Annotated in this window: 14 protein-coding genes, 7 tRNA genes and 1 riboswitch; of the genes, 12 read left to right on the top strand and 9 right to left on the bottom strand. The window is 66.9% G+C overall.

Annotation, left to right across the window (positions count from 1 at the left end; translation table 11 throughout):
* The first annotated feature begins 7 nt into the window (after positions 1–7).
* Genes ACNQPB_RS17745 through ACNQPB_RS17735 form a run of 3 tightly spaced genes read left to right on the top strand, consistent with a single transcriptional unit; the run spans position 8 to position 3,766 of the window.
* Complete coding sequence (locus ACNQPB_RS17745; RefSeq protein ID WP_498753738.1) at positions 8–1,450, top strand: FAD-binding oxidoreductase; 1,443 nt, start codon at positions 8–10, stop codon at positions 1,448–1,450.
* A 5-nt stretch (positions 1,451–1,455) separates the two neighbouring features.
* A complete protein-coding gene (locus tag ACNQPB_RS17740) occupies positions 1,456–2,532 on the top strand; it encodes a sugar phosphate isomerase/epimerase family protein (protein ID WP_498753737.1) in 1,077 nt (358 codons plus the stop codon).
* Positions 2,525–3,766 (top strand): M24 family metallopeptidase, encoded by a 1,242-nt coding sequence (locus tag ACNQPB_RS17735; RefSeq protein ID WP_498753736.1) that lies wholly within the window; start codon positions 2,525–2,527, stop codon positions 3,764–3,766. Before ACNQPB_RS17740 ends, ACNQPB_RS17735 begins: the two co-directional genes overlap by 8 nt.
* A 9-nt stretch (positions 3,767–3,775) precedes the next feature.
* On the opposite strand, the gene ACNQPB_RS17730 is transcribed toward ACNQPB_RS17735, so the two are convergent.
* The 9 genes from ACNQPB_RS17730 to ACNQPB_RS17690 form a co-directional block, all read right to left on the bottom strand.
* Positions 3,776–5,014, bottom strand: coding sequence for a benzoate/H(+) symporter BenE family transporter (locus tag ACNQPB_RS17730; RefSeq protein WP_498753735.1), 1,239 nt, complete (start codon positions 5,012–5,014; stop codon positions 3,776–3,778).
* Between the two features lie 147 nt (positions 5,015–5,161).
* The gene (locus ACNQPB_RS17725) at positions 5,162–5,380 is read right to left on the bottom strand and encodes an antitoxin (protein WP_498753734.1); all 219 of its coding nucleotides are present in this window, start codon (positions 5,378–5,380) and stop codon (positions 5,162–5,164) included.
* A gap of 89 nt (positions 5,381–5,469) precedes the next feature.
* Positions 5,470–6,930, bottom strand: coding sequence for an amino acid permease (locus ACNQPB_RS17720; RefSeq protein ID WP_498753733.1), 1,461 nt, complete (start codon positions 6,928–6,930; stop codon positions 5,470–5,472).
* Positions 6,931–7,143: 213 nt separating this feature from the next.
* A tRNA-Gly gene (locus ACNQPB_RS17715) sits at positions 7,144–7,216 on the bottom strand.
* Positions 7,217–7,259: 43 nt separating this feature from the next.
* Positions 7,260–7,334: transfer RNA gene (locus tag ACNQPB_RS17710), tRNA-Val, on the bottom strand.
* Positions 7,335–7,387: 53 nt separating this feature from the next.
* A tRNA-Gly gene (locus ACNQPB_RS17705) sits at positions 7,388–7,460 on the bottom strand.
* 60 nt (positions 7,461–7,520) lie between these two features.
* Positions 7,521–7,592, bottom strand: a tRNA-Val gene (locus ACNQPB_RS17700).
* A 40-nt stretch (positions 7,593–7,632) separates the two neighbouring features.
* A tRNA-Cys gene (locus ACNQPB_RS17695) sits at positions 7,633–7,703 on the bottom strand.
* A gap of 54 nt (positions 7,704–7,757) precedes the next feature.
* A tRNA-Gly gene (locus tag ACNQPB_RS17690) sits at positions 7,758–7,830 on the bottom strand.
* A 295-nt stretch (positions 7,831–8,125) separates the two neighbouring features.
* On the opposite strand from ACNQPB_RS17690, the gene ACNQPB_RS17685 reads away from it, so the two are divergent.
* The 9 genes from ACNQPB_RS17685 (at position 8,126) to ACNQPB_RS17645 (ending at position 15,872) form a co-directional block, all read left to right on the top strand.
* Positions 8,126–8,197, top strand: a tRNA-Val gene (locus ACNQPB_RS17685).
* Positions 8,198–8,308: 111 nt separating this feature from the next.
* A complete protein-coding gene (locus tag ACNQPB_RS17680; protein ID WP_498753732.1) occupies positions 8,309–9,190 on the top strand; it encodes a cytochrome in 882 nt (293 codons plus the stop codon).
* A 50-nt stretch (positions 9,191–9,240) separates the two neighbouring features.
* Positions 9,241–9,807: a peptide deformylase gene (gene def / locus ACNQPB_RS17675; RefSeq protein WP_498753731.1), complete on the top strand. Its 567-nt coding sequence runs from the start codon at positions 9,241–9,243 to the stop codon at positions 9,805–9,807.
* The gene (gene fmt / locus ACNQPB_RS17670; protein WP_498753730.1) at positions 9,804–10,721 is read left to right on the top strand and encodes a methionyl-tRNA formyltransferase; all 918 of its coding nucleotides are present in this window, start codon (positions 9,804–9,806) and stop codon (positions 10,719–10,721) included. The genes def and fmt overlap by 4 nt, the downstream gene beginning before the upstream one ends.
* Positions 10,718–12,295 carry an RsmB/NOP family class I SAM-dependent RNA methyltransferase gene (locus ACNQPB_RS17665; protein ID WP_498753729.1) on the top strand — a complete coding sequence of 526 codons (1,578 nt, stop codon included), beginning with the start codon at positions 10,718–10,720 and terminating at the stop codon, positions 12,293–12,295. The genes fmt and ACNQPB_RS17665 overlap by 4 nt, the downstream gene beginning before the upstream one ends.
* A gap of 44 nt (positions 12,296–12,339) precedes the next feature.
* Positions 12,340–13,011 (top strand): ribulose-phosphate 3-epimerase, encoded by a 672-nt coding sequence (gene rpe, locus ACNQPB_RS17660; protein WP_498753728.1) that lies wholly within the window; start codon positions 12,340–12,342, stop codon positions 13,009–13,011.
* Positions 13,012–13,122: 111 nt separating this feature from the next.
* Positions 13,123–13,272: riboswitch (FMN riboswitch) on the top strand.
* Between the two features lie 90 nt (positions 13,273–13,362).
* Positions 13,363–14,055 (top strand): nicotinamide riboside transporter PnuC, encoded by a 693-nt coding sequence (pnuC, locus tag ACNQPB_RS17655; protein ID WP_498753727.1) that lies wholly within the window; start codon positions 13,363–13,365, stop codon positions 14,053–14,055.
* On the top strand, positions 14,052–15,188 hold the full coding sequence (ribD, locus tag ACNQPB_RS17650) for a bifunctional diaminohydroxyphosphoribosylaminopyrimidine deaminase/5-amino-6-(5-phosphoribosylamino)uracil reductase RibD (RefSeq protein WP_498753726.1): 1,137 nt from the start codon (positions 14,052–14,054) through the stop codon (positions 15,186–15,188). The genes pnuC and ribD overlap by 4 nt, the downstream gene beginning before the upstream one ends.
* Entirely contained in the window at positions 15,189–15,872 is a 684-nt protein-coding gene (locus tag ACNQPB_RS17645; protein WP_498753725.1) for a riboflavin synthase, read from the top strand.
* Positions 15,873–15,934: the final 62 nt, after the last annotated feature.

Here is a 15,934-nt window from a genome sequence, read left to right as displayed (position 1 = left end):
AGCAAGAATGCAGCAGCCAAACGACCTCACCGGGCTTGCGACCGCCGTCGACTGCGACGTCGTTTTCCCCGGTGCCCCCTCGTATGAGACGCTCCGGCATGTCTGGAACGCGGACATCGACCAACACCCCGCGGCGATCGTCCGCTGCACCGGTGCGGACGACGCAGCGCGCGCCCTCCGTTGGTGCGTGGAGAACCATGCCCCGCTGACGGTCCGGGGCGGGGGGCACAACCTGGCCGGCACTTCCGTCGCCGACGGAAGCGTGCTCATCGACACGGGGCTCATGCGGAGCGTCACCGTGGACACATCAAACCGCACCCTCACCATCGGCGCCGGGTGCCGGTGGGGTGACGTGGACCGTGCCGCCGAGCCCTACGACATCGCCCTCCCCGCCGGAGTCGTTTCCCACACCGGCGTCGCCGGCCTCACCCTCGGCGGGGGCATGGGCTACCTTTCGCGCATGTTCGGCTCCACGGTCGATTTCCTCCGCGAAGTGGAAATCGTCACGGCCGACGGCGTTATCCGGCGCGTGAACGCGGAGAATGAACCGGAGCTTTTCTGGGCACTCAAGGGGGCCGGGCACAACTTTGGCATCGCCACCGAGTTCGTTTTCGACTACGTCGACCTCCCTGGCCTCGCCACGGTGCGCCTGGCCCTTTACCCGGCAGCGGACCGCAAGGAAATCCTCCAGCGCTTCAGGGACCTGGGACCGGGCATGCCGGACAATGTCGGCAGCTATGTGCGGCTCTACCGCTGCCCGGAGTATTGGTCTCAGGTGCCCAGGGAATACCGCGGCAAGCCCATCATTTCCGTGGCGACGGTGACCTACGGGGATCCCTCGCTGGAACATGAGCTGAGCGCAGCGATGTTTCAGGGCGGCACGCCCGTCTACCGGAGCGTGCGCACCATTCCGCACCTGACCCTGCAGCACGCCACCGACGACGAGTTCCGCTACGGCATTTCCCACTACTGGCGCCACGTGGCGTTCCGGGAGCTGCCCGACGAGCTGATCGACATCGCCATCGAGCACGCCGACGCGTACCCGGGACGCTCACTGAACTCAAGTTCCTTCATCAGCCATCAGGTGATGTGCCCCTTCGAACTCATCGCCGGAAAGCTTGTTCCCCGTGACCACAGCAACGACTCCACCACCGACATCCACTCGCGCTGGGCAGGAAACATCGGGGCCGACTGGGAGTTTGCGGACGAGCGGGAAGAGCTCGTGGCCTGGGTCAGGAAATTCACGGCCGCGGTCAGCGAATGGGAACACGGCAGCTACATCAACTTCACGTCCGAACACGGTGACGCCCAAAGCGCCCGGGAGATTTACGGGGAGAAGTACGAACGGCTTGCGGCAATCAAGGCCAGCTACGATCCCACGAACGTGTTCGACCACGGCCTGGTCGACCTGCAGCCCGCCGCGGCCGGCGGGGACTGGGCAGGGGAGTAGCGGGCATGCTTCACATCGGAGTGGACAGCACCAAGTTCGCCGATTCGCATGCCGGCTCGGCGGTCCGGATCGTTGAACGTTCCGCGGAGCTCGGCCTCGACGGCGTCTTCTTCCGCTCGATCCTGGAGCTTAGCCCGACGCTGGACCGCGGCGAGATCCGCGGGACGATGCAGGCAGCCCATGACCTGGGCCAGCGGATCGAAGCCGGGGTGGGGAAGGTGAATCCCTTCGCTACGCCGGAAGCGCCCGGGGTGCGGGCCCTGGGTGACGGCGACTACCTGCTCGGAATGCGGAAAATGATCGAAGCCGCGGCGTCCGAGGGTATCCGTGAACTCTGGACGGCGACCGCCAACTACCAGTTCAGGATCTCCGGGCTGTACTCCTGCGACCGTTTCCGGACCGATGTGGACTGGGGCGCTCAGCTCGCCGCCACCGGAAAATTCCTGCACAAACTGGCGCCGGTGCTCCGCGACGCGGGAGCCCACCTCAACCTGGAAACCCACGAGGAAATCACCACCTTCGAGGTTGTCCGGCTCGTGGAGGAGGTAGGACCGGACGTCCTGGGCATCACCTTCGACTCGGCCAACGTCCTGGTTCGCTGTGAAGACCCGGTGGCGGCCGTCAACAGGGCGGCTCCCTACATCCGATCGAGCCACATCAGGGACGTAGCGCTCTTCTTCCGGCCGGAGGGGATCGCGCGTCTCCTGAGCCCGGTGGGCGAAGGCGTCATCGACTGGGACCTCTTCCTCGCCCCGCTGCTGGACCACGATTTGATGCTCTCCATCGAAGGGATCGTGGAAAGCACGCGCGGCGAAATGACCCTGCAGATCCATGACGAACGCTGGCAGCAGGGCCACCCCGATCTGTCCCTCGCAGAAGCCTTCGAAGTGGTCCGGCTCACGAACGAGTACGAGGCACGTGCGGCCCTGGGCAAGCTGCCCGGCTGGAACGACATGCATGAGCCCCTGGGAGAAGACGAATCACTCGAATTCATCCAGCGCAGCGCCGCGCATCTCCGCAGCACCATCGCGCGCCTTGCGCACACACGAAACATGGACAAGACAGGAAGCAACGATGACTGAAACACGAGCAAGCACCGTCCGCGACTACCCCACCCTGAGCCTGAAGGAGCGGGACCGCCGCTGGGCCGCCATCCGGGCGCTGCTGGCCAAGGAAGGACTGGACGGCGTTGTTGTCTTCGGAAGCGGTCGGGACAACGCGGACGCCTACCTGACGAATGAGGCAAAGGGTGCACTCGTCCTCCTGACGCCCGAAGAGGACCCGGTGCTGTATGTCGGGGATGTTCCGCTCAACCGCTTCGATGCCCAGGCGCACCGCTGGGAGCGCTGGGTGGACAACTGGGTCAGCGGGGACCCCCTCGAGGAGCTCTTCAGTGGAATCCGGGAACGCGGGCTCGACCACGCCCGGCTCGGCGTGGTGGGCCTGACGAGCAGGATGGTCGGGGAGTGGGCGGGAACAATCTCCCACACCACCTGGACCAGGGTCCTGGGAGCCCTTCCGAAGGTCCAATGGGTCGACATCGCCGACGCGTACGAGTCGATTGCGATCATCAAAAGCGCGGAGGAGCGGGTGCTCCTGCGCAAGGCGGCAGAGCTCGGCGAGGATGCCTGCCGGGCCTTTGTGGAGACGGCCCGGGCAGGGGGCAACGAACACGAGATCGCCGCCGCGTCGTTCCAGGCGATCATTGCCGGCGGCGGGTGGGTCCGCTGGCCCTTCATGCTGGAACGTGCGGGCGCGAGCATGTTCGCCTGGTCGGTTCCGGAGTGGTTCGAAAGCGGCGGAGCGCCGCGCGTACTCGCTCCGGGCGACACGATCGCGGCTGAGATTTTCGCCTTCTACGGGGGAATCGAGTCACAGCAGCAGATCGACGTCTCGGTCGGGGAGCCCAGCCCGCTGCTCCGTGACCTGGAAGCGGTGTGCATCGATTCCTACCAGGCGGGCCTGGCTGCCTTGAAACCGGGGATGCTGTTCTCCGAACTGGCGCGCATCATGGAGGAACCTTTGCACCGCTCGCGTACCTGGAACACCGGCCCGATGGTCCAGACGGTCTCGCCCATCTACAACAGCGCCACCCGCCTCCACCCGGACGTCGACGGGGCCCTCGCGCACCTCCCGAAGCTGCCGTCCGGGGTCGGGATCGACGGTGACTTCGTGATCCAGGAAGGCCACGCCTTCGCCTTCGAGCCGAACGCTTTGCGCGACGGGCAACGGGTGTGCATCGGCGGCACCATCCTGCTGGGCGAAAACGGCCCGGAGGAGCTCAACTCGATCCCGAACCGGCTGAACGTCATCTGACGGGAGAGCCTACGGGGAAATGCGCGGCCGGGGGTTGTGGTCCATGAGGACCCAGCGGACCACCACCCCCGCCAGCAGGGCCCAGAACGCCGCTCCGATTCCGGCAACGCTCAACCCGGAAGCGGCCAGCAGGAACGTCACCGAGGCTCCGATCCGTTCTTCCGCCACCGCCAGTGCCGAGGCGATCGCCGACGCCATGGTGCCCAGCAGGGCCAGGCCCGCCACGGCCTCGAGCAGGCCCTGCGGCGCCGCGGCCACCACCGTCACCAAGGCCGCCGAGGAGGCGGCGAGCACAAGATAGGCAAGGCCCGAGGTGAAGGCGGCTATCCACCGCCGGCCGCGGTCCGTGCCTGCTTCCTCTCCGGCTGCCAGCGCTGCGCTGAGGGCGGCCAGGTTGATGGCGTGACCGCCGAACGGGGCGCCGAGCACCGTCCCCGCGCCGGTCACCAGCATCGACGGCCGCCACGGCGTGCTGTAGCCGAAGGACTTCAGCACTGCCACGCCTGGAATGTTTTGGGACGCCATGGTCACGATGAACAGCGGCAGGGCCAGGCCGGCCACGGCCTGCAGGCTGAACGCCGGAGTGGTCCAATGCAGTTCGGGCAGCAGGCGGTCCGCCGGGACGGTTCCACCATTGAATGCGATGTGGATGCCGATGACGGCCAAGGCGACCCCGAGGGATGCCGGAACCGACCAGCGCGGCGCCAGCTTCATCATGAGCAGCCAGCACAGAATGACCGGCGCCACCAGCAGGGGCGCGGAGCCCACGGCCTTGAACGGTGCCACACACAGCGGCAGGAGGACCCCGGCGAGCATCGCTTGGGCAAGCGCCGTGGGTATCCGCGTCATCAGGCGCCCCAGGGGTGGAAGCAGTCCGGTCAGTGCGATAAGCACCCCTGCGATCAGGAAGGCACCGACGGCGGCCGGCCAGCCGCCGTCGGGCGTTCCGGCTCCCGCGAGAAGTGCCGCCCCCGGGGTGGACCAGGCGAGCGTCACCGGCACCCTCGACCGCCAGGAGAGCCAGAGGACCCCGACGCCGAAGCACAGGGTGAGCGCCAGCAGGCCGCTGGCAGCCTGCGCATCGCTGGCCCCGACGGCACGCAGCCCGGCGAGGACCACTGCGAAAGAGGAGGTGAAGCCGACGAGGGCCGTCACGACGCCGGCGGTCACGGGCATGGACAACTGCCGGGAGGGGAGCGGAGGGGCGGGGGCTTCGGCAGGCGCGGCGCTGGAATCGGGGGAGGGCATGATCTTCAACGGTACCCGAGGTGGGTGGCGGGTCTGCGCCGGCCGGCCGGCCTATTCACTCCGCGGGCGCCCGTTAAACGCCAAGGGCATCGGTGCCGCCTCCCGGCGGGACCGATGCCCCGTTGACGTAACTGTTATGGCAGCTCTTTACTGAGCCTCATCCGTGGCGGGAGCCCCGCCGCCGGCGTTCTCCACGAATCCGGAAGCGGCGTCCTGGACTGCATCAACCTGCTCGGCGAACTTTCCACCGGTCTTGTCGTCGATGAAATCACCGGCCTTCTCGATGCCGTCCTTGATGGCTTCCTCGTTGCCACCAATGAGCTCTTGAGCTTTGCCCTTCAGATCGTCAATTAGTCCCACGGGCACCTCCCTTCCGTCGCGGAGCCAGTTCGCTCCTCCGTTCCCGAGCTTAACCCGGCATCCCGGCCCTGCCAAGCATGAATTTGGCCGGCCCCTCAGGGATTGCTGTCCAGGCTGACGCGCTGTTGGTGCCTGGGGCTCTCCGGGTTCATCAGCGAATGCCTGCGGCCGTAGCCGAAGTAGATCGCCAGGCCGATGACCAGCCAGACGACAAACCGGACCCAGGTGTCCCAGGGCAGCTGCGTCATCAGGAAGCCCGAGGCCAGGACGCCGAAGGCGGGCACCAACGGCATGAGCGGCAGTCGGAAGGTGCGCGGGGCGCCGGGCTTCGTGTAGCGGAAGACGATCACGGCCACGCATACCACCACGAAGGCGGCAAGGATGCCGATGTTGGTCAGGTCGGCCACTGCCTTGATGGGGAAGATTCCAGCAAGGAATGCCGACGTGATGCCTGCGATCCAGGTGACGCGCTGCGGGGTGCCGTTCCGGTCCGTCTTGGCGAACCAGGACGGCAGGAGCCCGTCGCGGCTCATGGTGAACCAGACGCGGGTGACACCCAGCAGAAAGGTGAGCATGACGGTCAGGATGGAGAGCACGGCGAAGACCGAGATGATCGTCGCGATGACCGGAAGCCCGACGCCGGTGAACGCCGAGGCGAATCCTGCGGTGGGGTTGATGTCCTTGTAGTTCTGCATGCCGGTCAGCACCAGGGTCGCGGCCACGTACAGGAGCATGGCGATCACAAGTGACAGCACGATTGCCTTGGGCATGTGCTTCTTGCCGTCCTTGGCTTCTTCGGCCGCGGTGCTCATGGCGTCATAGCCGAACACTGCGAAGAACACCGTGGCGGATCCGGCCAGCACCGGGCCGAAGCCGCTGGGCATGAACGGGTTGTAGTTCTCGGTGTTGATGTAGAAGATGCCCAGCCCGATGATGAACACGATCAGCACCACCTTGATCCCGACGGCGATCAGTTCGAAGCGGCCGAAGGTTTTGGTGCCCCGGCTCAGGATCCAGGTCACGAGCAGGCAGATCAGGATGGCGGGAAGGTTGATGAGGCCGCCCTTGCCTTCGTCCGCGGTGGACGTCATCCAGGCCGGCATGTGGATGCCGATTCCGGAGAGGAAGGCGTCGAAGTATCCGGAGATGCCGATCGCGACGACGGCGACGATCGCGATGTACTCAAGCAGCAGGTCCCAGCCGATGAACCAGCCGATGATCTCGCCCAGGGCGACGTAGCCGTAGGTGTAAGCCGAGCCGGCGCGGGGGATCATGCCGGCGAACTCGGCGTAGGAAAGCGCCGCCGCCGCCGAGGCGAGGCCGGCCACGAGGAAGGAGATCAGCACCGCGGGGCCGACTCCGGGGTTGCTGCCGTTGCCATGGGCCACCAGGCCGGCAAGGGAAAAGATGCCGACGCCGATGATGCCGCCCACGCCGATGGCGGTCAGCTGCCAGAGGCCGAGGCTCTTGAAGAGCCCGCTGTGCTTGTTCTCCTCCTCGATGGTGTCGATGGGTTTTTTCCTCAGGATCGAACTCGTGAGCGTTTGTTGGTTCACCGGTGGTGCTCCTGCCTGTAGGCGTAGTGGCTGAAAGCCAAAAAGGTCCGAGGAATAGTATGCGAGTCGAATCACATCAGATAAAGCGATTTTTCCTTAGCTTTATTCATGGGATATTCCGATGTTTTGAATTCCGGTCTCCCGGATCTGCACGGTTCGAGGCACAAAAAAAGCAGCTCCGCAGAGCTGCTTCATGTGGGCGCGGGCCCGGAGAGCGGACGACGAGATTCGAACTCGCGACATCCACCTTGGCAAGGTGGTGCTCTACCAGCTGAGCTACGTCCGCGCATGCTGAACCAAGGTTCAACAACGAGCAAGTTTCCTTGCTCTGGTGGGCGATACTGGGATCGAACCAGTGACCTCTTCCGTGTCAGGGAAGCGCGCTACCGCTGCGCCAATCGCCCGTTTCCGGCACATGCCGAGGGGTTGTCCGTTGCCGGATCCTTAAAAACAGGAGAGCGGACGACGAGATTCGAACTCGCGACATCCACCTTGGCAAGGTGGTGCTCTACCAGCTGAGCTACGTCCGCAAATGTTGAGCGGATGGCCGGAGCCATCCGCTCAACGTCAAGCAAGTTTCCTTGCTCCCGTGGGCGATACTGGGATCGAACCAGTGACCTCTTCCGTGTCAGGGAAGCGCGCTACCGCTGCGCCAATCGCCCTTACTGATCCGGCCGGAACCGGGATCCAGGGTTTTCACCGAGGTGGGTACGGGATTCGAACCCGTGTATACGGCTTTGCAGGCCGCTGCCTCGCCTCTCGGCCAACCCACCGTGTAAGCAAGGATTCCGGTTTCCCGGGACTCTTTGCCGTGACAGTGTCCTGCGAGCGGACGACGAGATTCGAACTCGCGACATCCACCTTGGCAAGGTGGTGCTCTACCAGCTGAGCTACGTCCGCATTGCCGGATTTCCGCGGCCTGTCCTGGTGGGCAGACCGTCGCTTTCCGACGAGTAAGAACTCTATAGGAGGTTCGGGGAAACTCCAAATCGTTGCGCCCGCCAGGCCCGCCTACGCCGCCGCTTCCTTGAATTGGCGCGGAACTTTCGAGTTACACGCTTGTGATTAGCAGCGGTTCCCGCGCGTGCCGGCGTGCACGCGGCGGTGGCGCCGGCGGCCATCCAAAGGGTGAATTCGGCGCCCGTTCGGATGGTTTTTGATTTCCGGCCGGAGTCGGTTAGTGTTTTTGGTGCACGGGCGATTGGCGCAGTGGTAGCGCGCTTCGTTCACACCGAAGAGGTCACTGGTTCGAACCCAGTATCGCCCACCCGTGGGTTGAAGGCCCCTGTTGCTCCGCAAGGAGCGGCAGGGGCCTTTTTCGTCTTGTGGATGAGTCCCGGGCTCGGATCCTGTCGGTGGTCTGTGAAAGAGTTTTCCTATGACAGATCCACTGCTTGCCCACGCCACTGAATACGGCCGGATGTACGCCCGTTCCACGACGGAAGCCTTTTCCGTGCCGTCCATCACCACGGTCATCGGCCAGCAGGCGCACTCGCTGGATGGCTGGTTCGGATACATGGGGGCGAACAGCCTGGCGAACGATCCCGAACTGCCGCGGCTCCTGGGCAGCCCCGCCGGGCTCCGGCAGGCGGTCAACAAGGCGGCCAAGGCTGCCGAGGTATACAGGGACGACGCCGCACAGCGCGGGGACCGGGTGCACGGCTACTGCGAACAGGTGGCCCTTCGCGCGCTCGGCAGGCCGCACCGGGTGGAGGAATCCAGGGCGCTGCTTGCCTCGCACGGCGAAGAAGCCTTTGCTGCACGCTTCGATGAATGGTGGGAACTGTACCGCGTGGAGCCGCTCGCCCCGGAGATCACCGTCTGGAATACGAGCGTAGGCTACGCCGGAACCCTTGACCTGGTGGCGCGGATCAACGGCCGGGTCTGCCTGATCGACTACAAGACCAAGGGCACCAACCGCGACGGCACAGTCAAGGCGTTGGATGACAAGGTCGTGATGCAGCTGGTGGCGGGCATGAAGGCGGAGGAAAGCCTGGTGGATCCGGTAGCGGGGGAATGGGAGCCCTGGAAGTACGGTGAAGACCCGGTGCTCCTGGCCGTGGCCATCGGCGAGACCGAAGTCCGCCCGCAGCGCGCCAACCCGGACGTCCTGAAACACCACTGGTGGAAATTCTGCGCCCTGAAACGGGTCTGGGACATGACCGCGGACGTCGCTGTGGCCGGCACCGCGCTGCTTCCTGTGGCGCCTCCGGCGTACCCGGCCGCCCCGGCCGTGGCAGGCTCCACTAAACTGGCTTAGCTCCCTTTATATGGGAAGCCAACAAACGCGATCGTGAGGACTGACAGCGCATGGCCATTTTGAGCATCCGGATTATCGGGGACCCCGTGCTGCGCACGGTGGCCGATCCCGTCACGGATTTCGGTCCCGAGCTTGCCAAACTGGTTGCCGATATGACCGAGACCATGGAAGACGTGGACGGCGCCGGCCTCGCGGCTCCGCAGGTCGGCGTGAGCCAGCGCGTCTTCACCTACCGGATCGACGGGGTCGAGGGGCACATCATCAACCCCGTGCTGGAAAACAGCGAGGACTTCCAGGATGACCAGATCGAAGGCTGCCTCTCCATCCCCGGACTTGCCTACCCGGTCCGCCGCCGCCGCACCACCCGTGCCACCGGCGTCGACCTCGATGGAAACCAGGTCAGCGTAGAGGCCGAGGGCATGCTCGCGCGCTGCTTCCAGCACGAAACCGACCACCTCGACGGCATCCTCTTCACCGACCGGCTCGAAGGCGAAGACCGGAAGTCCGCCCTCCGGGCCATCCGCGCCGCGAACTACCACGCTGTGACTGAACAAACCACCAGCAAGCGGGCCACGTCGGTCGGCTCCAGCTTCGGCAGCTTCGGTACTGCTGAATGAGGGTCCTTTTCGCCGGCACTCCGGCGGTCGCAGTTCCTTCACTCGACGGGCTGGTCGACGCCGGATTCGACGTTGTCGCCGTGTTGACCCGCCCGGATGCGCCCACCGGGCGCAAGAGGATCCTGACGCCGTCGCCGGTTGCCTCCCGCGCGGCGGAGCTCGGCATTGAGCTCATCCATGCCAGCAAGGTGGACGCTGAAACCACCGCCCGGATCGCCTCCTTCGAGCCCGATGTCGCAGCGATCGTCGCCTACGGCGGGATCGTCCCCAAGGCCGCGCTGGCCATCCCGCGGCACGGCTGGATCAACCTGCACTTCTCCCTCCTTCCCGCCTGGCGCGGCGCCGCGCCGGTGCAGCGGGCCGTGATCGCCGGCGACGACATCACGGGCGCCGCCACCTTCCAGTTGGAGGAAGGACTCGACACCGGACCGGTCTTCGGAACAGTCACCGAAACCGTCCGGCCGGAAGACACGGCCGGCGACCTGTTGGAACGGCTTTCGCGCAGCGGCGCGGTCCTGCTCAGCCAGACCCTGTCCGCCGTCGACGCCGGCAGGGCGGCCCCGGAGCCGCAGAGCGGTGAGGTTTCGCTCGCTCCCAAGCTCACCCTCGAGGACGGCCGGATCGACTGGCGGCAGCCTGCCCTGGCAATCAACCGCAGGGCCCGCGGCGTCACCCCGGAGCCCGGCGCCTGGACCATGCTGGACGGCCTGCGGGTCAAGCTTGAACCGCTGCAGTTGCGGCCCGATGTCCGTGACCTGGAGCCGGGGCGCCTTCGTTTCGACGGCAAGAGCGTGCTGGTTGGCACCGCTTCACACGCAGTGCGGCTTGGCCGGATCCAGCCCGCCGGTAAGAAGATGATGGCGGCGGCCGACTGGGCCCGCGGCGTAGCAGTAGAAAGCGTGGAATTCGAATGAGCGAGTCCGGACGACGGAACCCGGCAAACCATGGCGGGCGTGACGGCGGCAACCGCGGCCGGGGCGAGCGGGGCCAGGGCGGCGGAAACGGCGCAGTGCGGCGCGATGCCAAGGGCCGTGAACGCAACCGCGGGCCGCAGCGTGGCTCTACGGCCAGCGCACCCTCGCAGCGCACCCGCCGTGCGGATCCCGCGCGCCTGGTGGCCTTCGAGGTGCTCCGGGCCGTGGCCTCCGAGGACGCCTACGCCAACCTCGTCCTGCCGGCAAGGATCCGCCACCATCACCTCGACAAGCGCGACGCCGGGTTCGCCACCGAACTGAGCTACGGAGCGCTGCGCGGCCAGGGCACGTATGACGCCATCCTCGCTGCCTGCGTGGACCGGCCGCTCGCGCAGCTGGACCCGGCGGTGCTGGACGCGCTGCGGCTCGGCGTGCACCAGCTCCTGGCCATGCGTGTCCCGGCGCATGCCGCATTGGACCAGACCGTCGGACTGGCCCGCGCCGTCATCGGTGCAGGTCCCTCATCCCTCATCAATGCGGTCCTCCGGAAGGTCGCTGCCCGCTCGCTTCCCGAGTGGCTCGACCACCTCCTGGCCGAAGAGACTGACTCCATCAGGATCGACGCCGTGCGCCACGCCCATCCCGAATGGATCGTGCGCGCCCTCCGCCAGTCCCTCGTGGCCCACGGGCGCCCGGCCGGGGAAATCACCGCGCTCCTCGAGGCCGACAACGAGGCCCCCGTGGTGAACCTCGTAGCGCTGCCCGGCCTCGGCAGCCTTGACGAGGCCTTGGAGAACGGCGCAACCCCGGGCCCGCTCGTCGCCGGTTCGGCGCTGTCCAGCGGCGGCGACCTCGGACGGCTGTCCTCGGTCCGGGCCGGCACCACCCGCGTCCAGGATGTCGGTTCGCAGCTGGTAGCCCGCGCCGTCGCCGCCGTCGACCTGGGCGAAAGCAGCGGCACCGGAACCAAAACCGGCGAAAAGTGGCTGGACCTCTGTGCGGGACCCGGCGGAAAAGCGGCGCTGCTCGCCGCCCTCGCCAACCAGTCCGGCGCCAGCCTGCTCGCCAATGAACCTGCTCCGCACCGGGCGAAACTGGTCGGCCAGGCATTGGCCGCTGTGCCCGGCTCCTCCTGGTCGGTGCGCACCGGCGATGGCCGGGACCTCGGCAGGGAACAGCCCGGGGCCTTCGACCGGGTCCTCGTCGATGTGCCCTGCACCGGCCTCGGCGCCCTGCGCCGTCGCCCCGAATCCCGCTGGCGCCGCACCCCCAAAGACCTGGCCGAACTCGGCCCGCTGCAACGCGAGCTGCTCGAATCCGCCATCGACGCCGTCAGGCCTGGCGGAGTCGTGGCGTACGTAACCTGTTCCCCGCACCCTGCCGAGACCACCGCCGTCGTCAGCGACGCGCTGGCCAAGCGGGAGGACCTGGAACTGCTCGACGCCGGCGCCGCGCTGGATGCCGTCAGCCTCGAAGGGAACCTCGGCGCCGGAAACGAACTCACCGCGCAGCTCTGGCCGCACTTGCACCGGACGGACGCCATGTTCATGGCCCTCATCCGGAAGAAGTCCTAAGCTCCACCCGCACCCGAACACCGCCAACGCCAAGGGGAACGAACTTGTCCACGTGCTGCATCAACCCGAGCATCCTGTCCGCCGATTTCGTGAACCTGGAGGCGGAGCTGAAGCGGATCAGCAATGCCGACGCCGTGCACGTCGACGTCATGGACAACCACTTCGTGCCGAACCTGACCCTCGGGCTGCCGGTAGTGCAGCGCATCCAGGCGGTCAGCCCGGTCCCGCTGGACGTCCACCTGATGATCGCCGACGCCGACCGCTGGGCCCCCGCCTACGCTGACGCCGGCGTCGCTTCGGTGACTTTCCACGCCGAGGCCGCCACCGCGCCGGTCAAACTCGCGCGCGAGCTGCGTGCCCGCGGCGCCAAGGCCGGCATGGCTCTCCGCCCGGTAACGCCGGTGGAGCCGTACCTGGACATGCTCAGCGAACTCGACATGCTTCTGATCATGACAGTGGAACCCGGTTTCGGGGGTCAGTCCTTCCTTGATGTGACCCTGCCCAAGATCCGCCGGGCGCGCGCCGCCATCGACGGTTCCGGGATCGGAGTGGCCCTCCAGGTGGACGGCGGCATCACGGAGGAAACCATCCTGCGCGCCGCCGAAGCCGGGGCCAATGTGTTCGTGGCCGGTTCTGCCGTGTACGGCCAGGACGACCCCGCCGCGGCCATCGAGCGACTCCGCGAGGCGGGCATTGGAGCCGCCGCACGGCGCTAGGCTGACGGCGCCAGTTGACGGCGCCGGGCACCAACCGTGACGAACTGTTGACCGCGCGGCCCGGGGAATAGCCGGGCCGCCGTCGAAGTTGTGTCAGAATAGCAACACACATTACGTGCTCCGGGGTCGGTGTAATTCCGAACCGGCGGTCATAGTCCGCGACCCGTGAGCCATCGTTTCCAGCAAGGAAGCGGCGGCGAACGGTTGAACTGGTGGAATTCCAGTACCGACAGTCAAAGTCTGGATGGGAGAAGCACGTACAGTCATGCTGTGGCGTCCCTTTTGGGGACGCCCCGGCATTGCGCTGTCGTACACCCCCGGAGTCATCGCGGCTTTCAGGGAAGGAACGGCATGGATTTTCTGCGATGGCTCTTCGAAGCACAGATCCCGATCGGCGGGTCTGCGCTTGTTCTACGCGAAGTGCTGGGAAACATTTTCGGGCTGGCCAGTGCCCTCGGCGGAATGCGCCGCAAAGTCTGGGCATGGCCTGTGGGTATCGCGGGCAATCTGCTCCTCCTCACGGTCTTCCTCGGCAACGTCTTCGGTGCCGCGACTCCGGCGACTCTTTGGGGCCAGGCCGGACGGCAGGCGATGTTCATCGTCGTCGCCGCCTACGGCTGGTACCGCTGGCGCGAACGCCGCAACTCAGCCACCCAGGGCCGTGCCGTGGTGCCGTCCTGGGCATCGGCGAAGGTCCGCATCGCGCTGGTCGCCGCGCTGTTCGCCGGCACCGCCGCACTCACCCCGCTGTTCGATTCGCTCGGCTCCTACCCGCCGGTCTGGGCTGACGCGTGGACCTTCACCGGCTCGCTGCTTGCCACGTACGGCATGGCGCGTGGCTGGACCGAGTTCTGGCTGATCTGGGTGGCCGTTGACATCGTCGGTGTGCCGCTGCTGTTCAGCGCGGGCTACTTTGCCAGTGCCTTCATGTACCTGTTCTATGGCTTCTTCACCCTGGCCGGCTTCTTCGTCTGGTGGCGTGCCGGGCGGCAGGAGACCTTGGAGGCACGGCCAGATGCCGTCCCGGCCGGAGCGGCAACATGAGCACGGTCCTGAACACAGAAACAGTCTTCACGGAAGCTGAGAAAGCTGCCATGGACACCGCGCTTGCGGCGGCCCTCGGCGGCCCGCGCGGAGCGAATCCGCTGGTCGGGGCCGTGGTTCTGGGCCCGGACGGTGCCGAGCTCGTCACCGGCTATCACCGGGGAGCAGGGACCGCCCACGCGGAGGCCGACGCCATCGCCGGGGCCCGGGCTGCCGGCATCGACCTCAAAGGCACCACCATGGTGGTCACCCTGGAACCGTGCAACCATTCCGGCCGCACCGGCCCCTGTGCGCAGGCGATCATCGAGGCCGGCATCTCCCGGGTGGTGTACGCCGTGGACGACCCGCACCACCACGCGGCAGGCGGCGCCTTGACGATGCGCAGGGCCGGGGTGGACGTCGCGTCCGGGCTCGGCGGGGAACAGGCCACCGCGCTGAACCGCGAATGGTTCGACACCGTCCGGCACCGCCGTCCCTTCGTGACCCTGCACATCGCCCAGACCCTGGACAGCCGGATCGCGGCCAGCGACGGCACCAGCCAGTGGATCTCCAGCCCCGAATCGCTGCAGGACAACCACAGCCTGCGCGGCCTGATCGACGCGATCCTGGTGGGAACCGAGACCGTGCTGGTGGACAACCCGCGCCTCACGGCACGCAACGCCGCAGGTGAAGAATCCGGCAAGCAGCCGCTGCGGGCCGCCATGGGCCTGCGGGGCATCCCGGAGGACGCCGCCATCCGGGGGGCCGACGGCAACTTCGTCCACCTGCCCACCCGGGATCCCGCTGAAGCCCTGGCCATGCTTTACGACCGCGACATCCGCCACGTCATGGTCGAAGGCGGCTCCCGGATCCTCAGTGCCTTCCTGGCAGCCGGACTGGTGGACGAACTGATCGTGTACCTGGCGCCCACCCTGCTCGGCAGCGGCACGCCTGCCTTGCGGGAACTGGGGATCAGCACGCTCGCCGACGCCCAGCAATGGACCTGGGACGACGCCGGCGGAGGTGCGGTCCAAATGCTCGGACGCGACCTGCGCTTGCACCTCAAACCCCTGCGCCTGTTACCACTGGCCGAAGCCACCGAAGTCCACACACCCGGCAAGGACGCCGTGGAAGCCATCGAAGGAGAATACTGAATGTTTACCGGAATCGTTGCCGAACAGGGCAAGGTCCTGGCGATCGACCACCAGGGCACGGAGAGCGCCACGCTGCGCCTGTCCGCACCCAGCACCACCGGCGGACTCGAACTGGGCGGCTCGATCGCCGTCAACGGTGTATGCCTCACGGCAACTGAGATCAACGGACAGGAATTCAGCGTGGACGTCATGGGGGAGACCCTCGTCCGCACGACGATCGGCGAGCTCGCCGCGGGTGATCCGGTGAACCTCGAACGCTGCGTTCCTGCGGGCGGCCGCCTCGACGGCCATGTAGTCCAGGGCCACGTCGACGGCGTCGGGCAGCTTCTGGAGCGCGAGCCGCAGGGCAACTGGGACCGGCTGCGTTTCGGCGTGCCGGTGCCGCTGGCCCGGTACATCGCCGAAAAGGGCTCCATCGCCGTCGACGGCGTCTCCCTCACCGTGACTGCCGTGAGCCCCGCCCAGGAAAGCGAGCCCTGGTTCGAAGTCGGACTGATCCCCACCACCTTGGAGGAAACCGGCCTCGGCGCCAAAGCGATAGGCGGACGCGTCAACCTCGAAGTGGACGTGCTGGCGAAGTACACCGAACGGCTGCTGTCCTTCGCAGCCCGCCCCGGGGCCGGCAACCACGCCGCCGGACAGGACCACGCCGGACAGGCCGCGGACGGAGGGGACGCCCAGTGAGCACCGTTCCCGAGAAAAGCAGCACCGCCGTGCGCCACGGGCTGGACCCCGTGGAGGACGCC

Origin of the sequence: Curtobacterium sp. LFS079 (assembly GCF_047977865.1) — a bacterium.
Taxonomy (GTDB): domain Bacteria; phylum Actinomycetota; class Actinomycetes; order Actinomycetales; family Micrococcaceae; genus Arthrobacter.
This window is presented reverse-complemented; position numbering and strand designations above follow the sequence as displayed.